This is a genomic window from Pyxidicoccus fallax (assembly GCF_012933655.1).
Lineage (GTDB): Bacteria > Myxococcota > Myxococcia > Myxococcales > Myxococcaceae > Myxococcus > Myxococcus fallax.
This window is the reverse complement of the sequence record NZ_JABBJJ010000306.1, coordinates 1-15,368: the sequence shown is the minus strand read 5'-3', so window position 1 is coordinate 15,368 and position 15,368 is coordinate 1. Positions and strand designations below refer to the sequence as shown.

The 15,368-nt window shown below is 68.3% G+C and carries 15 protein-coding genes and 1 riboswitch; of the genes, 10 read left to right on the top strand and 5 right to left on the bottom strand.

Annotation, left to right across the window (positions count from 1 at the left end; all coding sequences use genetic code 11):
- The 4 genes from HG543_RS41300 to HG543_RS41285 form a co-directional block, all read left to right on the top strand.
- Positions 1 to 437, top strand: a 437-nt coding sequence (locus HG543_RS41300) for a nicotinate-nucleotide--dimethylbenzimidazole phosphoribosyltransferase (protein ID WP_211194506.1), incomplete at its 5' end; no start/stop codon positions are given.
- A 13-nt stretch (positions 438 to 450) separates the two neighbouring features.
- The gene (gene cobS, locus HG543_RS41295; protein WP_169350432.1) at positions 451 to 1,194 is read left to right on the top strand and encodes an adenosylcobinamide-GDP ribazoletransferase; all 744 of its coding nucleotides are present in this window, start codon (positions 451 to 453) and stop codon (positions 1,192 to 1,194) included.
- A 10-nt stretch (positions 1,195 to 1,204) separates the two neighbouring features.
- A complete protein-coding gene (locus tag HG543_RS41290) occupies positions 1,205 to 1,825 on the top strand; it encodes a histidine phosphatase family protein (protein ID WP_169350431.1) in 621 nt (206 codons plus the stop codon).
- Positions 1,826 to 1,860: 35 nt separating this feature from the next.
- Positions 1,861 to 2,265 carry a hypothetical protein gene (locus tag HG543_RS41285; protein WP_169350430.1) on the top strand — a complete coding sequence of 135 codons (405 nt, stop codon included), beginning with the start codon at positions 1,861 to 1,863 and terminating at the stop codon, positions 2,263 to 2,265.
- A 370-nt stretch (positions 2,266 to 2,635) separates the two neighbouring features.
- Here the strand turns inward: HG543_RS41285 and HG543_RS41280 are convergent, their stop codons facing one another.
- The 5 genes from HG543_RS41280 to HG543_RS41260 form a co-directional block, all read right to left on the bottom strand.
- The gene (locus HG543_RS41280) at positions 2,636 to 4,507 is read right to left on the bottom strand and encodes an anti-phage dCTP deaminase (protein WP_169350429.1); all 1,872 of its coding nucleotides are present in this window, start codon (positions 4,505 to 4,507) and stop codon (positions 2,636 to 2,638) included.
- A gap of 702 nt (positions 4,508 to 5,209) precedes the next feature.
- Positions 5,210 to 6,916 (bottom strand): dipeptidase, encoded by a 1,707-nt coding sequence (locus tag HG543_RS41275; RefSeq protein ID WP_169350428.1) that lies wholly within the window; start codon positions 6,914 to 6,916, stop codon positions 5,210 to 5,212.
- A 91-nt stretch (positions 6,917 to 7,007) separates the two neighbouring features.
- Positions 7,008 to 7,433, bottom strand: coding sequence for a cupin domain-containing protein (locus tag HG543_RS41270; protein WP_169350427.1), 426 nt, complete (start codon positions 7,431 to 7,433; stop codon positions 7,008 to 7,010).
- Between the two features lie 151 nt (positions 7,434 to 7,584).
- Positions 7,585 to 7,944 (bottom strand): DUF655 domain-containing protein, encoded by a 360-nt coding sequence (locus HG543_RS41265; protein WP_169350426.1) that lies wholly within the window; start codon positions 7,942 to 7,944, stop codon positions 7,585 to 7,587.
- Entirely contained in the window at positions 7,941 to 8,192 is a 252-nt protein-coding gene (locus HG543_RS41260; RefSeq protein ID WP_211194505.1) for a hypothetical protein, read from the bottom strand. Before HG543_RS41260 ends, HG543_RS41265 begins: the two co-directional genes overlap by 4 nt.
- 322 nt (positions 8,193 to 8,514) lie before the next feature.
- Between HG543_RS41260 and HG543_RS41255 the strand changes: the two genes are divergently transcribed.
- The 6 genes from HG543_RS41255 to HG543_RS41230 all read left to right on the top strand — a co-directional run bounded on the left by HG543_RS41255 (position 8,515) and on the right by HG543_RS41230 (position 15,164).
- Positions 8,515 to 9,120 carry a hypothetical protein gene (locus HG543_RS41255; protein ID WP_246357663.1) on the top strand — a complete coding sequence of 202 codons (606 nt, stop codon included), beginning with the start codon at positions 8,515 to 8,517 and terminating at the stop codon, positions 9,118 to 9,120.
- Between the two features lie 25 nt (positions 9,121 to 9,145).
- Positions 9,146 to 9,400: a hypothetical protein gene (locus HG543_RS41250; RefSeq protein WP_169350424.1), complete on the top strand. Its 255-nt coding sequence runs from the start codon at positions 9,146 to 9,148 to the stop codon at positions 9,398 to 9,400.
- A gap of 140 nt (positions 9,401 to 9,540) precedes the next feature.
- Positions 9,541 to 10,077, top strand: a complete 537-nt coding sequence (locus HG543_RS41245) for an FHA domain-containing protein (RefSeq protein ID WP_343073570.1) — start codon at positions 9,541 to 9,543, stop codon at positions 10,075 to 10,077.
- A 6-nt stretch (positions 10,078 to 10,083) separates the two neighbouring features.
- Positions 10,084 to 10,330, top strand: a riboswitch (cobalamin riboswitch).
- A 59-nt stretch (positions 10,331 to 10,389) separates the two neighbouring features.
- Positions 10,390 to 12,504, top strand: a complete 2,115-nt coding sequence (locus HG543_RS41240) for a TonB-dependent receptor plug domain-containing protein (protein ID WP_169350422.1) — start codon at positions 10,390 to 10,392, stop codon at positions 12,502 to 12,504.
- A 79-nt stretch (positions 12,505 to 12,583) separates the two neighbouring features.
- Positions 12,584 to 14,248 (top strand): MXAN_6577-like cysteine-rich protein, encoded by a 1,665-nt coding sequence (locus HG543_RS41235; RefSeq protein ID WP_246357662.1) that lies wholly within the window; start codon positions 12,584 to 12,586, stop codon positions 14,246 to 14,248.
- Between the two features lie 25 nt (positions 14,249 to 14,273).
- The gene (locus tag HG543_RS41230; RefSeq protein ID WP_343073569.1) at positions 14,274 to 15,164 is read left to right on the top strand and encodes an ABC transporter substrate-binding protein; all 891 of its coding nucleotides are present in this window, start codon (positions 14,274 to 14,276) and stop codon (positions 15,162 to 15,164) included.
- Positions 15,165 to 15,368: the final 204 nt, after the last annotated feature.

Genomic DNA, 15,368 nt, shown 5'->3' with positions numbered 1-15,368 from the left:
ACGCGGGGCTGGCGCGGAAGGTGACGGCCGTGCAACGGGCGCTGGAGGTGAACCGGCCGGACGCCGCGGACCCGCTGGGGGCGCTGGCGAAGGTGGGTGGATTCGAGATTGCCGGGCTGGCGGGCGCGGCGCTGGGGGCGGCGTCGCGGCGGGTGCCGGTGCTGCTGGATGGGTTCATCTCGTCGGTGGCGGGGCTGGTGGCGGCGCGGCTGTGTCCGCGGGTGGCGCCGTTCCTGATTGCCAGCCACCGGTCGGTGGAGACGGGCCACGCGCGGGTGCTGGAGGCGCTGGGGCAGCGGCCGTTGCTCGATTTGGACCTGCGGCTGGGCGAGGGGAGCGGGGCGGCGCTGGCGATGGGGCTGGTGGACGCGAGCCTCCGGGTGCTGCACGAGATGGCCACGTTCGTCTCGGCGGGTGTGGCGGACTCGGGGCGGTAGGGGCGCACGCACCATGAGGCGCCTCTTCGCTGGCATCGCGTTCCTGACCCGTGTCCCCGTGCCGGGGGCGGCCACGTTCGACGCGGCGGACGTGGGTCGCGCCACGCTGGCCTTTCCGCTGGTGGGGGCGTTCCTCGCGGGGCTGCTGGTGGCGGTGCGGCACGTGGTGTTCCCGCTGTTGCCTCCCACGGTGGCGGCGTTCCTGCTGCTGGCCGTCTATGCGCTGCTCACCGGGGCGCTGCACCTGGACGGGCTGGCGGACATGGCGGACGGGTTCGGCGGCGGGCGCACGAAGGAGGACGTGCTGCGCATCATGCGCGACCACCTGATTGGCGCGTATGGCGGGGTGGCGCTGCTGCTGGTGGTGGGGCTGAAGGCGAGCGCCCTGTCCGCGCTGCTGGAGCGGGGACAGGCCGACGCGGCGCTGGTGGCGGCGCTGGTGCTGGGACGGTGGGCGTCGGTGCCCATGGGGCGCTTCCTGCCGTACGCGCGCCGCTCGGGTGGGCTGGGCACGGCGATTACGGACCACGTGGGGTGGACGGAGGTGGTGGGGGCCACGCTGCTGGCGCTCGGGCTGAGCCTGGGCGTGCTGGGCCCGGTGCGCGGCGCGGCGGCGGTGGTGCTGGTGGCCTGTGTGTCCGCGCTCCAGGGCGCGTGGTGCATGAAGAAGATTGGCGGAATCACCGGCGACACGATGGGGGCGAACACCGAGGTCTGCGAGGCGCTGGTGTTCGTGCTGGTGCTGGCGCTCGGGTGAGGAGCCGGAGATGGACTGGCGGTTGCCGAAGGGCGTGACGCGCATGGTGCTGGTCCGGCACGGACAGCCCTCGGAGGAGATGCGCGGTCGGTGCTACGGGCGGCTGGACGTGGGCCTGTCGCCAGAGGGGCGCGCGCAGTCGGACCGGATGGCCGCGTTCCTGTCGCACGTGGAGTTCGCACGCATCTACGCGAGCCCGCGCCTGCGAGCCCTGGAGACGGCGGCGCCGCTGGCGGCGGCACGGGGCGCGGAGGTGGTGGTGGAGGAGGCGTTCCGGGAGATCGACTTCGGCCTGTTCGAGGGGCTTACCTACGAAGAAGCAGAGCGCCGCTTCCCGGAGGCCTACGCCGAGTGGATGACGCGCCCGACACAGGTCCGGTTCCCGGAAGGGGAGAGTTATCCGGTGATGCGCGAGCGCGTGCGCGAGGGAGGCCGAGCCCTGCGGGCCCGCCACGTGGGTCAGTGCTTCGCGCTGGTGTCCCACGGAGGTGTCAACCGCACGCTGCTGACCGAGGCGCTCGGCATGGACGACGCGCGCCTGTTCCGGCTGGGCCAGGACTACGCGGCGGTGAACGTCATCGACTTCTTCGGAGACGAGCCCGTGGTGAAGCTGATGAACGTGGCGTTCTGACGGCCCGTTCCCGCCTGGACTACGCTCACCCGGCGATGACCGAGAAGAACAGAATCCTCATCGAGGGCTACAGTCCGGAAGAGCTCCTGCACGCGCTGGAAGGCGAGAACGAGGCGCTGGTCTTCTCGGGAGAGCCCCTCGTCTTCAAGCTGGGCAGCGCGAACGTGCTCGGCCAGTTCGCCATCACCGACACGACGCTGGTGCTGGAGCTCGCCCAGATTGACGGCGGAGGCGAGGGCATCCTCCCGGTACTCGCATCCCTCTCGGACCGCTTCGCGCGCAAGCGCGGCCTGCGGACCATCGAGTGGCTCGTCTACGCCGTCCACTGCGCCAATCCGAACCTGAAGCTGCGCCGCGTGCTCGAGCGCAAGGGCTTCACGTTGCGGACACCTCCCGGGCAAGCCAGGGGGGAGTGCTACTATCTGTGCGCCGATCTCTGACAGGGACCATGGCTCTTCCCGACAGGAGACGGGAAGAGCCACTAGTGTGAGGCAATGCCCGATCTATTTTGTGCACAGGTTAGGGAACAACCTAGCAGGCATTTACTCGTTCGTTCTGGCTCTGTGAAGAGCTTGAGTTGCTGGTGAGTTCAGGCGTCTTGGCTCTGTTCTTGAGCCACCTTTGGCAATGTCCTTGCGTCAGATGCGTTTGTTATGAATTCGCTTGATGCCGAGCTGACAAAGATGCGGCCTGCAATTTCCTGTTTCCAAGCGGGCCATGCATCAATGACCGTACTTGCTGTTTCCAAGTGTTGGAGAAAGGAAACTTGGCTTGCAGAGCTGTCAGGAGGAGAGTCACGCTTAATTTTTGTCATGATTGTGCGCCCAGCTTTTTTCGGTGCTGTGAGAACAACCTTCCTGCCGCTGTTTCCAAGTCCAAGTACGAGAAGGGAAGCATCTGGATTCGCAATCTTGCTGATTCCGGCTTCCATTGTAAAGTTGCTCCATTACGATCCTTGCGTTTCAGGCGGTAGCCAGAGCCTAGACGCATGGAAAACAAGTCGAAGAATCGCCTTGGCCCAACTCCCACAAATGGCTCAAATCGCACTGTCTTCTCATTATCGGAGAATCCGAGCGTGATTGAGTCTGTGTGAAATTCCGCAGCCTTGCTCTTTGGGTATGGCTCAACATACACGACTCGACGAACTCCTGCGGCAATGATGTGTTTGGCGCAGTTGTGGCATGGGAATGTAGTGCAGTAAACGGTTGCGCCTCGGGCGCTGATACTGTTTCTCGCGCAGGCAAGCAGCGACTCCATTTCTGCGTGAACCACTCGGCCAAACTCAGTCAAATCGCTGATGCGGGTCTGCTCAAGTGCTTTACGGAATTTTTCCTTGTCGGCTACGGCTTCAACGTTCTTGATGATGTCGTCGATGATGCGAGCCTGCTCGAACTTGTTGCTGTCCTGGCCGCGCATATAGTCCCGCCCATCATCACGGTCGACAATCCGTCGTTTGCCTTCGTCATAGTCGGGCCAATACAGTCCTCCGCCGAATCGAGGGCAGTCGTTGGCTCCGGTGGCGAGAATCTCATTGTCTTTAGCAACTACCGCACCAACTTGGCGAGACAGATCGGCAGAGCGCAGAGATGCTGAGAACGCCATGAACATTGCGAATTCGTCGAATGTCGGCGTTCTGTACGGGTCTCCAAAGAGAATATCCAGGATCCGCCAGATGCTGTCTTTTAGCTTGTCGTCGTTTCCGTCGAGACGAACGAAAAAGTCGGACATATGGAAGGTATCGCTTGTGCGTTGTCCATACTCGAGATTTTCGTTTTCATCTCGGTCCATCAGTAGAGTTGCTTGCTCGGGGGTGAGTCGCTTTTCGTTTACTAGGTATTGATGCCGGCGTGGTTGATCAGAATGCACGCCTAGTAAGTAGAACCCTTGAGGATATATTTCTCTTAGTCTTTCGACTTCTTCAGGATGCTTTAGGGAATTTACAATGTAAGCACGACGAGGGAGATGCGTCTTGGATGTGCGGTCGTGAGCGATCTTGGCGGCAATTCCAAGGGCCAATACCGCGTTGTCACCCGACTCTTTACGGGCAAGGTCGCCCGCATTCATCATGCTCTCAATTCTGTTGAATTCACTTTGATGGTCTGTCTTGTTCTTGGTTGAAATCGTTGTTATGATTTCGTCAGAAACACGAATTTGACTGACGACATAGCCGAACACTTTCAGTCGGTCTGAGAGCGTGTCGATAACCTTCTTCAATTCGGTTCCGACCGCGCCCACAAGTCCAATAATTAGTTCAGATTCCGAAAAAGTCTGGCCAAGTGGAGTGTGCCCCGTGGGTGCTGACTCCGCGATGCCACTTGCTGCTGGGGAGGGGGCTTCGCTGCGAGAACTTTCCGTTGTTTGGCTTGCTTGTGGCTTACGTTCGGTGGATTTAACGCTAGTGGACGGCTGGGGCGAGGGGGGGGCTGTCTGCTCACTTGCAGCGGCAGAACCGCCGGCAGTGTCGGAGAGTGCTGCGGTGACAACTTCCTCCAGTTTCTTTCGTCCCTCATCTTTGCCCTGAAAATAAAAAGACCCAGTTGATGGGTACCAGTTTGCGACGCCCCCGTTGTTGTGCTGGAACTGTTTTTGGTTGTCGTTTACGTGTCGCCACTGTCCCTGGCCTTTAAGGACAGCGAGTTTGGTCTGTAGTTCGTCGAAAGTGCCTGAAAATCGTAGTGCCATGAGCTTGTCCTTGATGCATTGAAGTCGCGTGAGCGAATCGCTGTCAAGGTTGACGTTTAGGCTTCAGGGCGACTTCCAAGATAAATGAGGTTAAAAGTGACCCATCTTGAGAGCAGGCGTATTTGTCTGTTGTCGCGATGGAGGGGCTGATTCTGAGAATTAAATTGGGCTGAGTGCGCTAGGGGAGCTTAATTGAGCCACATCCGAGTGCAGGCGGTGTGGATGAGGGCGAGGTAACTCCCGGACGTCTACTCATATCGCGTTGCGAGGCGGCGGAAGCACTGAGACTATGGAAGAACCTTTCTATCAAATAGCGAGGGGTATAGATCTTCCGGTCTTTCGCGAGAACTCTGCGCCGCTCCAGTTTGGAGGCGATGGCGGCATTCATGCTGAAGAACTTGAGCGGAGCGCGGAGCCAGTTCGCGTAGTACCCGCAGTCAACGACGCAGGCCTCGCCCATTGCGTGCATCCGCAAGTCGCTCGCCCGGGTCAGTTCGTTGTGCTGGCCCGGCGTCAGCTTGATTACAACCCGACGGGCTCCGAGCAGCCGAGGGCAGGACAGCCTCCCTCGGCTGCGGATCGCCTTTGCCTCTCTTCTAGGACATCCCTGGGAGGCAACAACTGACGCGCGTATTTCCATCAGACAATGCCTAGGCCCTTCCCGCCAGGAGAAGGGAAGGGCCAGCGATGAGAGGCGACGGACTACGGCGCCGGAGCCACGGTGGGCTTCGACGCGGGCTTCTGCGCCGGAGCGGCCGGAGCGGCCTGGGGCTTCGGCTCCTCCTTCTTCGGCTCGGGCGGCATCTCCAGCGCCTTGCCCTTCTCCTGGGCGATGCGCCGGTACCAGCTCTCCGGGTACTTCGGGTGGTTCACCTTGCCCTGCTCGTCGCGGACGTTGCCGTCGATGTACTTCACGAGCAGGTTCTCACCCAGCTTGCGCCAGCGGCCGTGCACCTTCTCGCCCTGCTTGACGGAGTAGTCCGTCAGGTACTTGCGGGCCTCCTCCGGGCTGCGCTTGTACAGCTCCATCGCGGCCTGATCGATGGCGGCCTGGTCCGCGAGGAACTGTCCCTCCAGCGCGCCCTGCTCGCGCTGCACGTCCACGCTCATGTCGCTCCAGCGCGCGTAGGCCTGGTTCGACACCCAGTTGAACACCCAGAACGACGAGTCCCACGAGAACTGGCCACGGCTGGCCACGCCCTGCGCGAAGTTGCGCGGCACCTCGCGGATGCCCGCGTACATGGGCGTGTACACCGTCATCGCCGTGTCATCCACGCCGAACCAGAGCACGCCGCCGATGGGCGCCGGCATCGAGCCGCGCATCTGCGCCACGAGCGAGAAGCCCGTCTGCTGCGTGGAGATGGCGCGCTCGTGGACGTACTTCTTCCCGTCCACCTCCCACGTCATCGGCCGCCAGCGGTAGGGCGCCGCGTACGGGCCCGCGCCCACGTCCTTCGTCATGTCCAGCGGGGTGCCCTCGAAGTGGTCCCGCATCAGCGCCATGGTGTCCTGCACGGACAGCTTCTTGTCCGGCTTCACCCACAGCGGCAGCCGCTTGCCCGGCGCCGAGCCGTCCGCGTACTCCACGCCCAGCTTCAGCGACGGCGCCGCGCGGCGGAAGATGCTCCACACGCGCCCCTCGGCGAAGCGCTGCCCGCCGAAGTCCAGCGGGTGGTACGTGTCCGCGAAGCTGAAGTCCTTGTCCGCGCCCTTGAACCAGCCCTTCTCCCGCGCGAACGAGATGACGTCCGGCGAGTAGATGGCGTTCTCCGGGTCGTTCAGCGGGAACTGGGTGATGCGCGCCTGGTTGGCGTGCGCGGTGATGTGGCCCTCGGGCACCTTCCGGGCGACCCACACCGCGCCCTTCTGGCCCTTGCCCTTGCCAATCATCTCCAGCAGCCACGCTTCCTTCGGGTCGGCGATGGAGAAGCTCTCACCCGTGGACGCGTAGCCGTGCTCGGCGACGAGCTTCGTCATCACCTGGATGGCTTCGCGCGCCGTCTTCGCGCGCTCCAGGGCGATGTAGATGAGCGAGCCGTAGTCGACGATGCCCGCCGGCCCCTCCAGCTCCTCGCGGCCCGTGAAGGTGGACTCGCCGATGGAGAGCTGGTGCTCGTTCATGTTGCCCACCACCGAGTACGTCACCGGCGCCTCGGGGATGCGGCCGAGGAACTTGCCCGTGTCCCACTCGATGATGTCGCGCATGGCGCCCGGGCCATGGCGGCGCGCGGGCGTGTAGTACAGCTCGCCGTACAGCTCGTGCGCGTCGGCGGAGTACGTCATCAGGGTGGCGCCGTCCGTCGTGGCTCCCTTGTTGACCAGCATGCTGGTGCAGGCGAGCACGGGCGGGGCGACCAGCGCCGCCGTCACGGGCAGCGCGGTGAGCAGATGCGTAAGGCGTCGGTTCATGGCGGCGGAGCCTACCAAGATGCTCCCGGTTGGCTACCGCTCCGGGAGCCTGCCTCCCCGCCTGCCCGGCGTTGACGCGGTGGGACAGACGTCACCGGGGCCGGTTCTCGGTCCCCGCGCCCGGTGTCACGAAGAGCATCGAGCAGGGCGTGGACGTCCTCGCCGTGTGCCACACGCCTTTGGGCACGCTGACGAACTCCCCCGGCTTCTGGAGCGTCACGCGCTGCTCGCGCCCGTCCACTTCGAGGATGAGGTCCGCCTTCCCCGAGAGCAGCACCACCACCTCGTCGCCCGCCGGATGCCGCTCCCACGTGGCCCAGTCCTCGGTGAAGTCGAACTGCATGAGCGTGCGTCCTTCGTCGAGCTCGGGCCGCTTTCCTGCGCCCAGCTCCTGCCAGAACGTCGGCGTGACCTCGATATCGGCCGCGGATTGGTTGTTGCGCAGGTGGACGTACGTCGTTTCCAGCGACTTCGCCGTCACCGCGGGAGCTGCACGCTTGCTGTTGTTGTCGCGCATGGGGACTCCTTCTGGATGGACGGACGATGTACCGCCAGCCACGTGGGACCGGCTTGTACGAATTTTACCCGCGTACGCGTCCCACGACAGGGCCGCCGCCCGAGGCCACGAGAGAAATCCCGGGCGACGGCCCCACTGCCGGAGTTCCGTTTCAGGGTTCCTTCTTGTCCGTGTCGGTCACCTCCTTTCTCTCGGGGGGAGGAATCACCTGCTCCACCCGGAGCGTCGTGGGCCCGGCCAGCGCCAGGTGCTCCTTGAGCTTGAGGAACTTCTTCTTCCCGAAGCCCTTCACGCGCACGAGCTCCTCCACGCGCTTGAAGGGCCGCTTCTTGCGATGCTCGATGATGCGCTGCGCGGCCTTCTCACCGACGCCCGGCAGCAGGTCCAACTGCTCCGCCGTCGCCTCGTTGAGGTTCACCGTGCCCGTGTACTGCGTGCGCAGCTTGCCGGCCTGGGCCACGCCGGGCGCGCACAGCAGCAGTCCCAGCGCCACCGCCCACAGCGCCCTCACGAGTGGCCTCCCACCGGCATCGAGTCCAGCCCCGGCTCACCCGCGTACCGCCCGCCCGCCGTCGCCGCCGTGTCCCGCTTCTCCGCCGCCTCGCGCACGTGCAGCTTCCCGTCCAGCGGCAGCACGTCCAGCAACACGTTCAGCGAGCCGTCCTTGTTCACGAAGGCGCTCCCCGCCCGTACCCAGATGCTCCCGCCCTTGCCCTCGCGAATGGAGAAGACCGCCAGTCGCTTTCCCGCCATCAGCATCAACCACCTCCACGTCCTCACCGCGCCACCACGGCGCGGTCGCCTCGTCAGCTCGACCGCCTGAGGTCGACGGCGCATAGAGCAGCCAGCGTGCCAGCGGTGCTTCCCTCGGGACGCGCGCCACGCACCGTGCAGGGACGCGAAAACCGTCTCGATTCGAGGACGGGCGGCGATGCTCCAGTGCCCTCTCGGGGAGCAAGAGAGGCGCGTGACGGGACGGAAGATGGGACGAGCCGGTCATCGCGGGGCTTCCCCGTCGCGCCCCCGGGCGTTAGCGTCCGGCCCCATGGCATCGGGGACCGTGGGGCTTCGGCTCGGGGTGATGTTGGCGCTTCTCGTGGGGACGGGCTCGCGCGCTCAGGCGCAGACGCCTCCACCCGCCGCTCCCGAGCCGCGCTCCTCCGTCCAGTGGCAGCTCATGGTGGGCGGACTGGCCTCGCTCGACGGGTACACGTCCGCGGGCTACCAGGGGCTGGTGCTCGCGGCCGGGTGGGAGTTCCCCTCCTGGCGCCTGCGCTTCCAGTTCCTCGCGGGCCAGCCGAACACCCTCGTCGACGAGCGCACCGAGGTGCAGTTCGGGCAGTACACCTTCGGCCTCTGGCTGGACACGCCGCTGCTCCAGTCCCCGGGGTGGCGGTGGGCCGTGGGCGCGGGCGCGGGCCTCCATGTCTTCTCCCGGTCCACGTTCCCCCTCTTCCGGGGCGTCCGGCCCGAGGACCCGCGCCTCATTCCCGCGCTCCTCACCGGGCCCGAGACGTCCCTGCGCTGGCGCTTCGCCCGGCGCTTCGCCGTGGAGGGCACCGCCTCGGTGGATGTCGTCGTCGGCCGCCCCATCCTGGGCTACGTCACCAACAATGGCTTCGAGCCCCTCCACCGCGGCTGGCCGGTGCGGCCCCGGCTGGCGGTCTCGTTCCTGGTTCTTCCGTGAGTGTCGCCGCGCGAGAGTGAGACCGATGAACCGTATCCCTTCGCCCCGTTTCTCCTGCTTCCCCGGCTCGCGCGTGTGGCTCCTCGTGGGGCTGCTGGCGTGGGCGGGCGGCTGTGCCGTGGAGGACCCGGTCGCCTCCTTCAACAATGTGGACGGGGGCTCCGGGCCCCAGTCCACCGGGGATGGTGGCCCGAGCGAGGAAGGGGCTCCGCCCGACTGCGCCCCGGAGGTGCCGGACGCGGGCACTCCGTGTGCGCCCGTGGAGGAGACGGCGGAGTAGCCCTCGCGCACTGTCGTCCGGTTCACTCCGGGATGCCCCGGCAGGGGCATTGTGTTCCGGGGAAATTCGTCAGCGAGGGGGTGTCGGGTAGGAACCCCCGTGCACAGGTTGGCACCTCCGCCGTCTCGCGCAGGAGGAGCGTGCCCGTGCTCCATCGGCTGTCCACCCTGGCCTCCCAGTTGCGCGTCGACCGCGAGGCGCTGCTGCGCGGCCTGCACGGGCCCGTGCTGGTGTGGGAGTGCGTGCCCGCACCGGCGACATCGCTCAAGCGCTCGGTGGAGGGAATCACCCAGACGGGGCGCCGGCCCCAGGTGCGCTCGGTGGAGCCGCTCGTCTTCGAGGTCCGCCCGCGCCTGCCCGGAGGCTCCTCCGAGGTGACGGTGGGGCGCAGCCCCGAGTGTGACATCGTCCTGTCGGAGCCCACCGTGTCGCGCATACACGCGCGTTTCCGGCGGGAGCCGCACACCGGCATGTGGAGCGTGACGGACCTGGAGAGCCACAACGGCACGTTCCAGGAGGGGGTGTTGATCGTCCCCGGCCGGCCGGCGCCGCTGTTCCGCCGGGCCTCGCTGCGGCTGGGCGGCGTGGAGTTGTTGTTCCTCCAGCCGTGCGCCTTCGAGCAGTACGTGCGTGCGTCCGCGCTGCCGCCTCCCGCTCGCTTGACGCGCGGGGGGTGACCCCCTAGAACGGGTGCGCCCTTGGGTGCCCATGTCGGGCTTTCAAGAGGGAAGCCGGTGCGAATCCGGCGCGGTCCCGCCACTGTGAACGGGTTGCCCTGAGGTCAGGGCCGGGGACTTCGGTCAGTCGCCACTCCGGCAGCGGCCTCGCGGCGCTCCGGGGGAAGGCGGAAGGCCCCTTCCGGAATGGCGCGGCGTGCGCCTGACTCCGGAGCCCGTCAGCCAGGAGACCTGCCCAGGGGTTCGGCCGTGCCCTTCACCGGCACGGGCGGGTGGCCTTCTCTCTTCGATGGAGAGAGCGGAAGGCGGAGCATGCGGTGGTCCTTCCTCGCCGGGCTCGTGGCGTGCCTGGCGCTCGACAGTCCCGGACTCGCGTGGGCCCAGGCGCCCGGTGACGGCGCGTCTCAGGCGCCGGCCCCCGCGCCCGAGGAGGCCCCGGCGCCCCGCACCACCGTGGTCCGCGGGAAGACGCCGCCGCCTCCCGAGTCCCCCGAGCGCAGGGACCCCACCGGCGCCATCACCGTCATCGACGCCCGCGAGCGCGCGGGCGAGGCGCGCGACACGGCGGAGCTGCTCGTGGGCTCGGCGGGGCTGGCGGTGCAGGACTCCGGCGGCTACGGGCAGAGCAAGAGCCTGGTGGTGCGCGGCGCCGCGTCCAACGGCGTGCTCGTGTTCCTGGACGGCATTCCCCTCAACGGCGCGGGCGGCATGGCGGACCTGTCCCAGGTGCCGGCCGCGCTGGTGGAGCGCTTCGAGGTGCTGCGCGGTGGCGCGGGCGCGCGCTACGGCTCCGGAGGCCTGGGCGGCGCGGTGAACATCATCACCCGCGCGCCCGGCCCGAACCTGCGCGCCAGCGGCGAGGTGACGTACGGGAGCTGGGACACGGTGCTGGGCCACGTGGCGGCCACCGGTCCGCTGTTGGACGGGCAGGCGCTGCTGCTGGTGCACGCGGGGCGCTCGGACGGGGACTTCGCCTACGAGCTGGACGAGCTGCCCGCCGTGGATGGCAACCCGGTCACCTCGGAGCTGCGCGCGCGCAATGACGCCCGGGGTGGCGGCGCGCTCCTGCGCTACCGGCGGCGGCTGCCCGGGGGCTCGCGGATGGACGCGCTCGCGGAGCTGTCGCTGGAGGACCGCGCCATCCCCGGCACGGTGCAGAACCCCCAGTCCTCGGGCAATCAGGAGCTGGGCCGGCTGGCGCTGGGACTGCGCTGGTCGGGCTCGCTCGGCGTGGCGGGGCAGGGCAGCGCGCGAGGCTTCTTCCGTCGCGACGGACTGGAGGTGACGGGCAGCCTGCCCGGCGCGGGCGGCGCGCAGCGGCACTCGGTGGGCGGCGTGGAGCTGGAGGGGCGCAGGCCCTTCGGTGACCTGCACGCGTTGACCGTCACCGTGGCCACCTCCGCCGAGGACGTCACCGAGACACAGGGCGCGCAGGAGGCCTCGTGGTGGCGCGCGAGCGTCATGGCCATGGACGAGCTGCGGCTGCTCGGCGGCGCGGTGAAGGTGGTGCCGTCGATGCGGGTGGAGCGCGTGGGGCCGTACTGGCTGCTGTCGCCGAAGCTGGGCGCATCCGTGGCGCTGGGCGGCGGCTTCAGCCTGCGCGCCAACGGTGGCCAGTCGCACCGCGCGCCGTCCTTCCTGGAGCTGTACATCCGCCAGGGGACGCTGCTGCCCAACCCGGGGCTGAAGCCCGAGCGCGCCTTGTACGCGGACGCGGCGGTGTCGTGGCGCTCCGACTCCGAGGTGGAGGAGGGCGCGTCCCGGTGGAGCGCCACCGCGGGCGGCTTCGCGGCGGTGTACGAGAATCTCATCGCGTACGAGCTGTACCCGCCGCTGCTGGCGCGCCCGTACAACTTCGACGCCGCGAGGGTGTGGGGCGTGGAGCTGGAGGGCGAGGCCCGGCCGCTCTCGTGGCTGTCCGCCAGCACCAGCTACACGTGGCTGCGCACGCAGAATCGCTTCGGCGACCCGCGCTTCTTCGGCAAGGACCTGCCGTACCGCCCGAGGCACAAGTGGGTGGGGCGCGTGCGCGCGGGGCCGGAGTGGCTCAACGCGCGCACCGAGGTGCTGTACCAGTCCTCGCAGTTCGTGAACCGCACCGGCTCGCGCAGCCTGCCTTCGCGCACGCTGGTGAGCGTGGGCGCGTCCAGCACCTTCCTGCATGGCCCCGACCTCACGCTGTCCGTGGAGGTGAAGAACCTCCTCGACGCGCGGGCCTACGACTTCACCGGCTTCCCGCTGCCCGGCCGCGCCGCGTACGTGACGCTCGGCGTGGCGGTGGACCGGGAGGCTTCCGGCTCACGCGAGGAGCCCCGGGCCGCGCTTGCTTCGCCCTCTCGTGAAGCGGCGCTGGGTCGCGAGGCTTCCACGCCATCCGTCTCTCCTGCTCCCGAGGAGCCTGATGCCGCGCTCGCTTCGTCTCCTTGAGCGGTTGATGCCACGTTCGGCGAGGCGGTGGGCCGGAACGCCTTCGCGTCTTCAACCCCGTCCTCACCCGAGGAGCCCCATGTCGCACTCTCTTCGTTCCCTCGCGCCACTGATGCCACGCCCGGTGTGGCGGAGGACCGGGACGCGCTCGCTTCATTCCCTCGCGCCGCTGATGCTGCTGGCGGCCATCGCGAGCCTGACGCTCACGGGCTGCCCGGACGAGGGCGTGGTGTGCACCTCCGGCCTCACCGTCTGCGGTGACACCTGCGTGGACCTGGGCGGTGACACCGCGAACTGTGGCGCGTGCGGCAATGCGTGCGGCGCCGGGCAGGTGTGCCAGGAGGGCGCGTGCGGCTGCCGCCCTGGCACGGAGTCCTGCGGCGGTGCGTGCGTGTCCACCGCGAGCGACGTGGCCCACTGTGGCGCGTGCGGCAACGCGTGCGCCTCCGGACAGGTGTGCGAGTCGGGGACGTGCCGCGAGGGGTGCTCGGCGGGCACGACGCGCTGTGGGGATTCGTGCCTCGATTTGAGCGCGGACCCGCTGAACTGTGGTGCTTGCGGCAACGTGTGTCCGGACGTGCAGTCGTGCCATGCGGGCCGGTGCGCGTACGACGTGGTGACGGCCTGCTACACCAACGGGCAGTTGGTGGGCATCCAGGCGGAGACGGACGCGCTCGGACCCCGGCGGCAGTTCGGCGCGGGCGTGCAGTCGCTCGCGGCGTGGGATGGGTTCGTGCTCGCGGCGGACGCGACGAACTCGAAGCTGCTCCAGGCCGCGGGTGGCGAGCTGGGCACCGTGGTGGAGGAGGACTCGCTGGGCTCGGTGTCCGCCTCTCCCAACGAGATGCTCGTGGACCCGCCGTACGTCTACGTCGTCGACTCCGTCAACAACACGCTCCAGGTGCTCAAGCGCGAGGGCGCGGCGCAGGGCGGCGGCCTGGGCCTGCGCACCGTGACGCAGATCCACCTGGGGCCGAGTACGAGTCCGCAGGCCGTCGCGAAGTGGGGCAGCACGCTCTACATCCCCCTGTTCGGCACCGCCGGCTCCGACTTCGCGTCGGGCAACGCCGTGGCCCGCGTGGACGTCTCCAACCCCGAGCAGCCGCGCAAGCTGGACACGATCTCCCTCATGGGAATCGACCGGAAGTCCTTCGATGGTGGCACGGTGCTGCCGCTGCCGTACTCGGCGACGGCGACGGACGCGGGCGTGTACGTGGCCCTCACCAACCTGAACCCGTACAACGACTACCGGCCCAACGGGCCGGGCATGCTCGCGCGAATCGACCCGGCGGATGGGGGCGTGAGCGCCATCGACCTGGGTGCGGAGGCCTGTCTCAACGCGGGCTATGTCGAGGGCGTGGGCGACCAGCTCGTGGTGGCCTGCCTGGGCGAGGCCCGCCTGGACGGCAGCAATGGCAACCGCGCCGACGCCGTGCGCGCCACCGGGCTGGTGCTGGTGAAGGACGACGTGCCCGTGGCCTCGTATGCGCTGAGTCCGGGTTGCGAGCCGGGCACCTCGGGCTGCCGCGTCGCCGTGGCCGGACGCTTCGCCGTGGCGGGCAACGCCGTGTACCTGGGCGACACGAACGCCGGGCGCGTCTTCGTGGTGGAGGTGCGGGACGGCCAGCTCGTGGAGCGCCGGGGATATTCGACACCCCAGGCTCGGGGCCCCGCGCTGGAGGCGTGCCCCGTGGACCCCCGCCGGCCCGTGTCCAATGCCATCGACCTCACGGCGCTGCCGTGAAAGTGAATCCATCGTGAGAACCCACGTGAGCCCATCCACTCCACGCCTCGTCCTGCTCGCCACCGTGCTGTGTCTCCTCGCTGACGCGGCTGGCGCGGCCGGCGCTCCCACGCCCCAGGGGCCTCGCTCGCTGGGCCCGCCGACGCCGGCGCGCGTGCGGCGCGTGGTGACGCTGGCGCCGTCGCTGACGGAGATGGTCATCGCCCTGGGCGCGGGCGACACGCTGGTGGGCGTGTCCCGCTTCGACGAGGCGAAGGAGGTGGCGAAGCTCCCGCGCGTGGGTGGCTTCGTGGACCCGTCCGTCGAGGCGGTGGTGGCGCTGAAGCCGGACCTCGTCCTGGTGCAGCCGGGACCGGGGAACCAGCGCCCCGTGGAGAAGATGGCGGAGCTGGGCGTGCCCGTGCTGCTGCTGCCGCTGCACTCGGTGACGGACGTGCTCGTGGGGATGCGCGCGGTGGGCGGGGCGCTCGGCCGCGCGAAGGAGGCGGAGGCCGTCATCTCCCGCATCGAGGCCACGCGCACCCGCATCCGCGAGGCCGCGAAGAAGCTGCCCGCTCCGCGCGTGCTGTTCGTCTATGGCTTCGAGCCGCTCGTGGTGGCGGGACCCGGCTCCTTCGCGCATGAGCTGCTGAAGGACGCGGGGGCCCTCAACGTCGCGGCGGATGGGGGCTCCGCGTATCCCGTGTACTCGGTGGAGCGCGTGCTGCGGGCCCGGCCCGACGTGGTGGTGGACGCGGCGGACGTGGACGTGGGCAAGGACAAGCTGCGCGCGCTGCCAGGACTGTCGAGCGCGCGCTGGGTGGAGGTGCCTTCGATGGCGCTGCTGCAGCCGGGGCCCTCGTTGGGGCGCGGCCTGGAGGAGTTGTTCCGGTTGCTGCACCCGGAAGCGGCGTCGAAGGATGGCGCGAAGCCCTGACGCCAGCTCCGTGGCCGCGCAGACAACGCGCCCCGCATGTGCGACTGCCCCTGAGCCTTCCAGGCCAGGGGAGGGGGCCCGAAGGCCCATGTGAGGCAGGGACGGGGCGCCGGCGAGGGATGGCGGGCGCCCCGCCGCGGGGCTCTCGGGACACGGGGGCGCTTCCCGCGTGACTCCTGGTGGCGGGGCTCGGGGCGCAAGGGG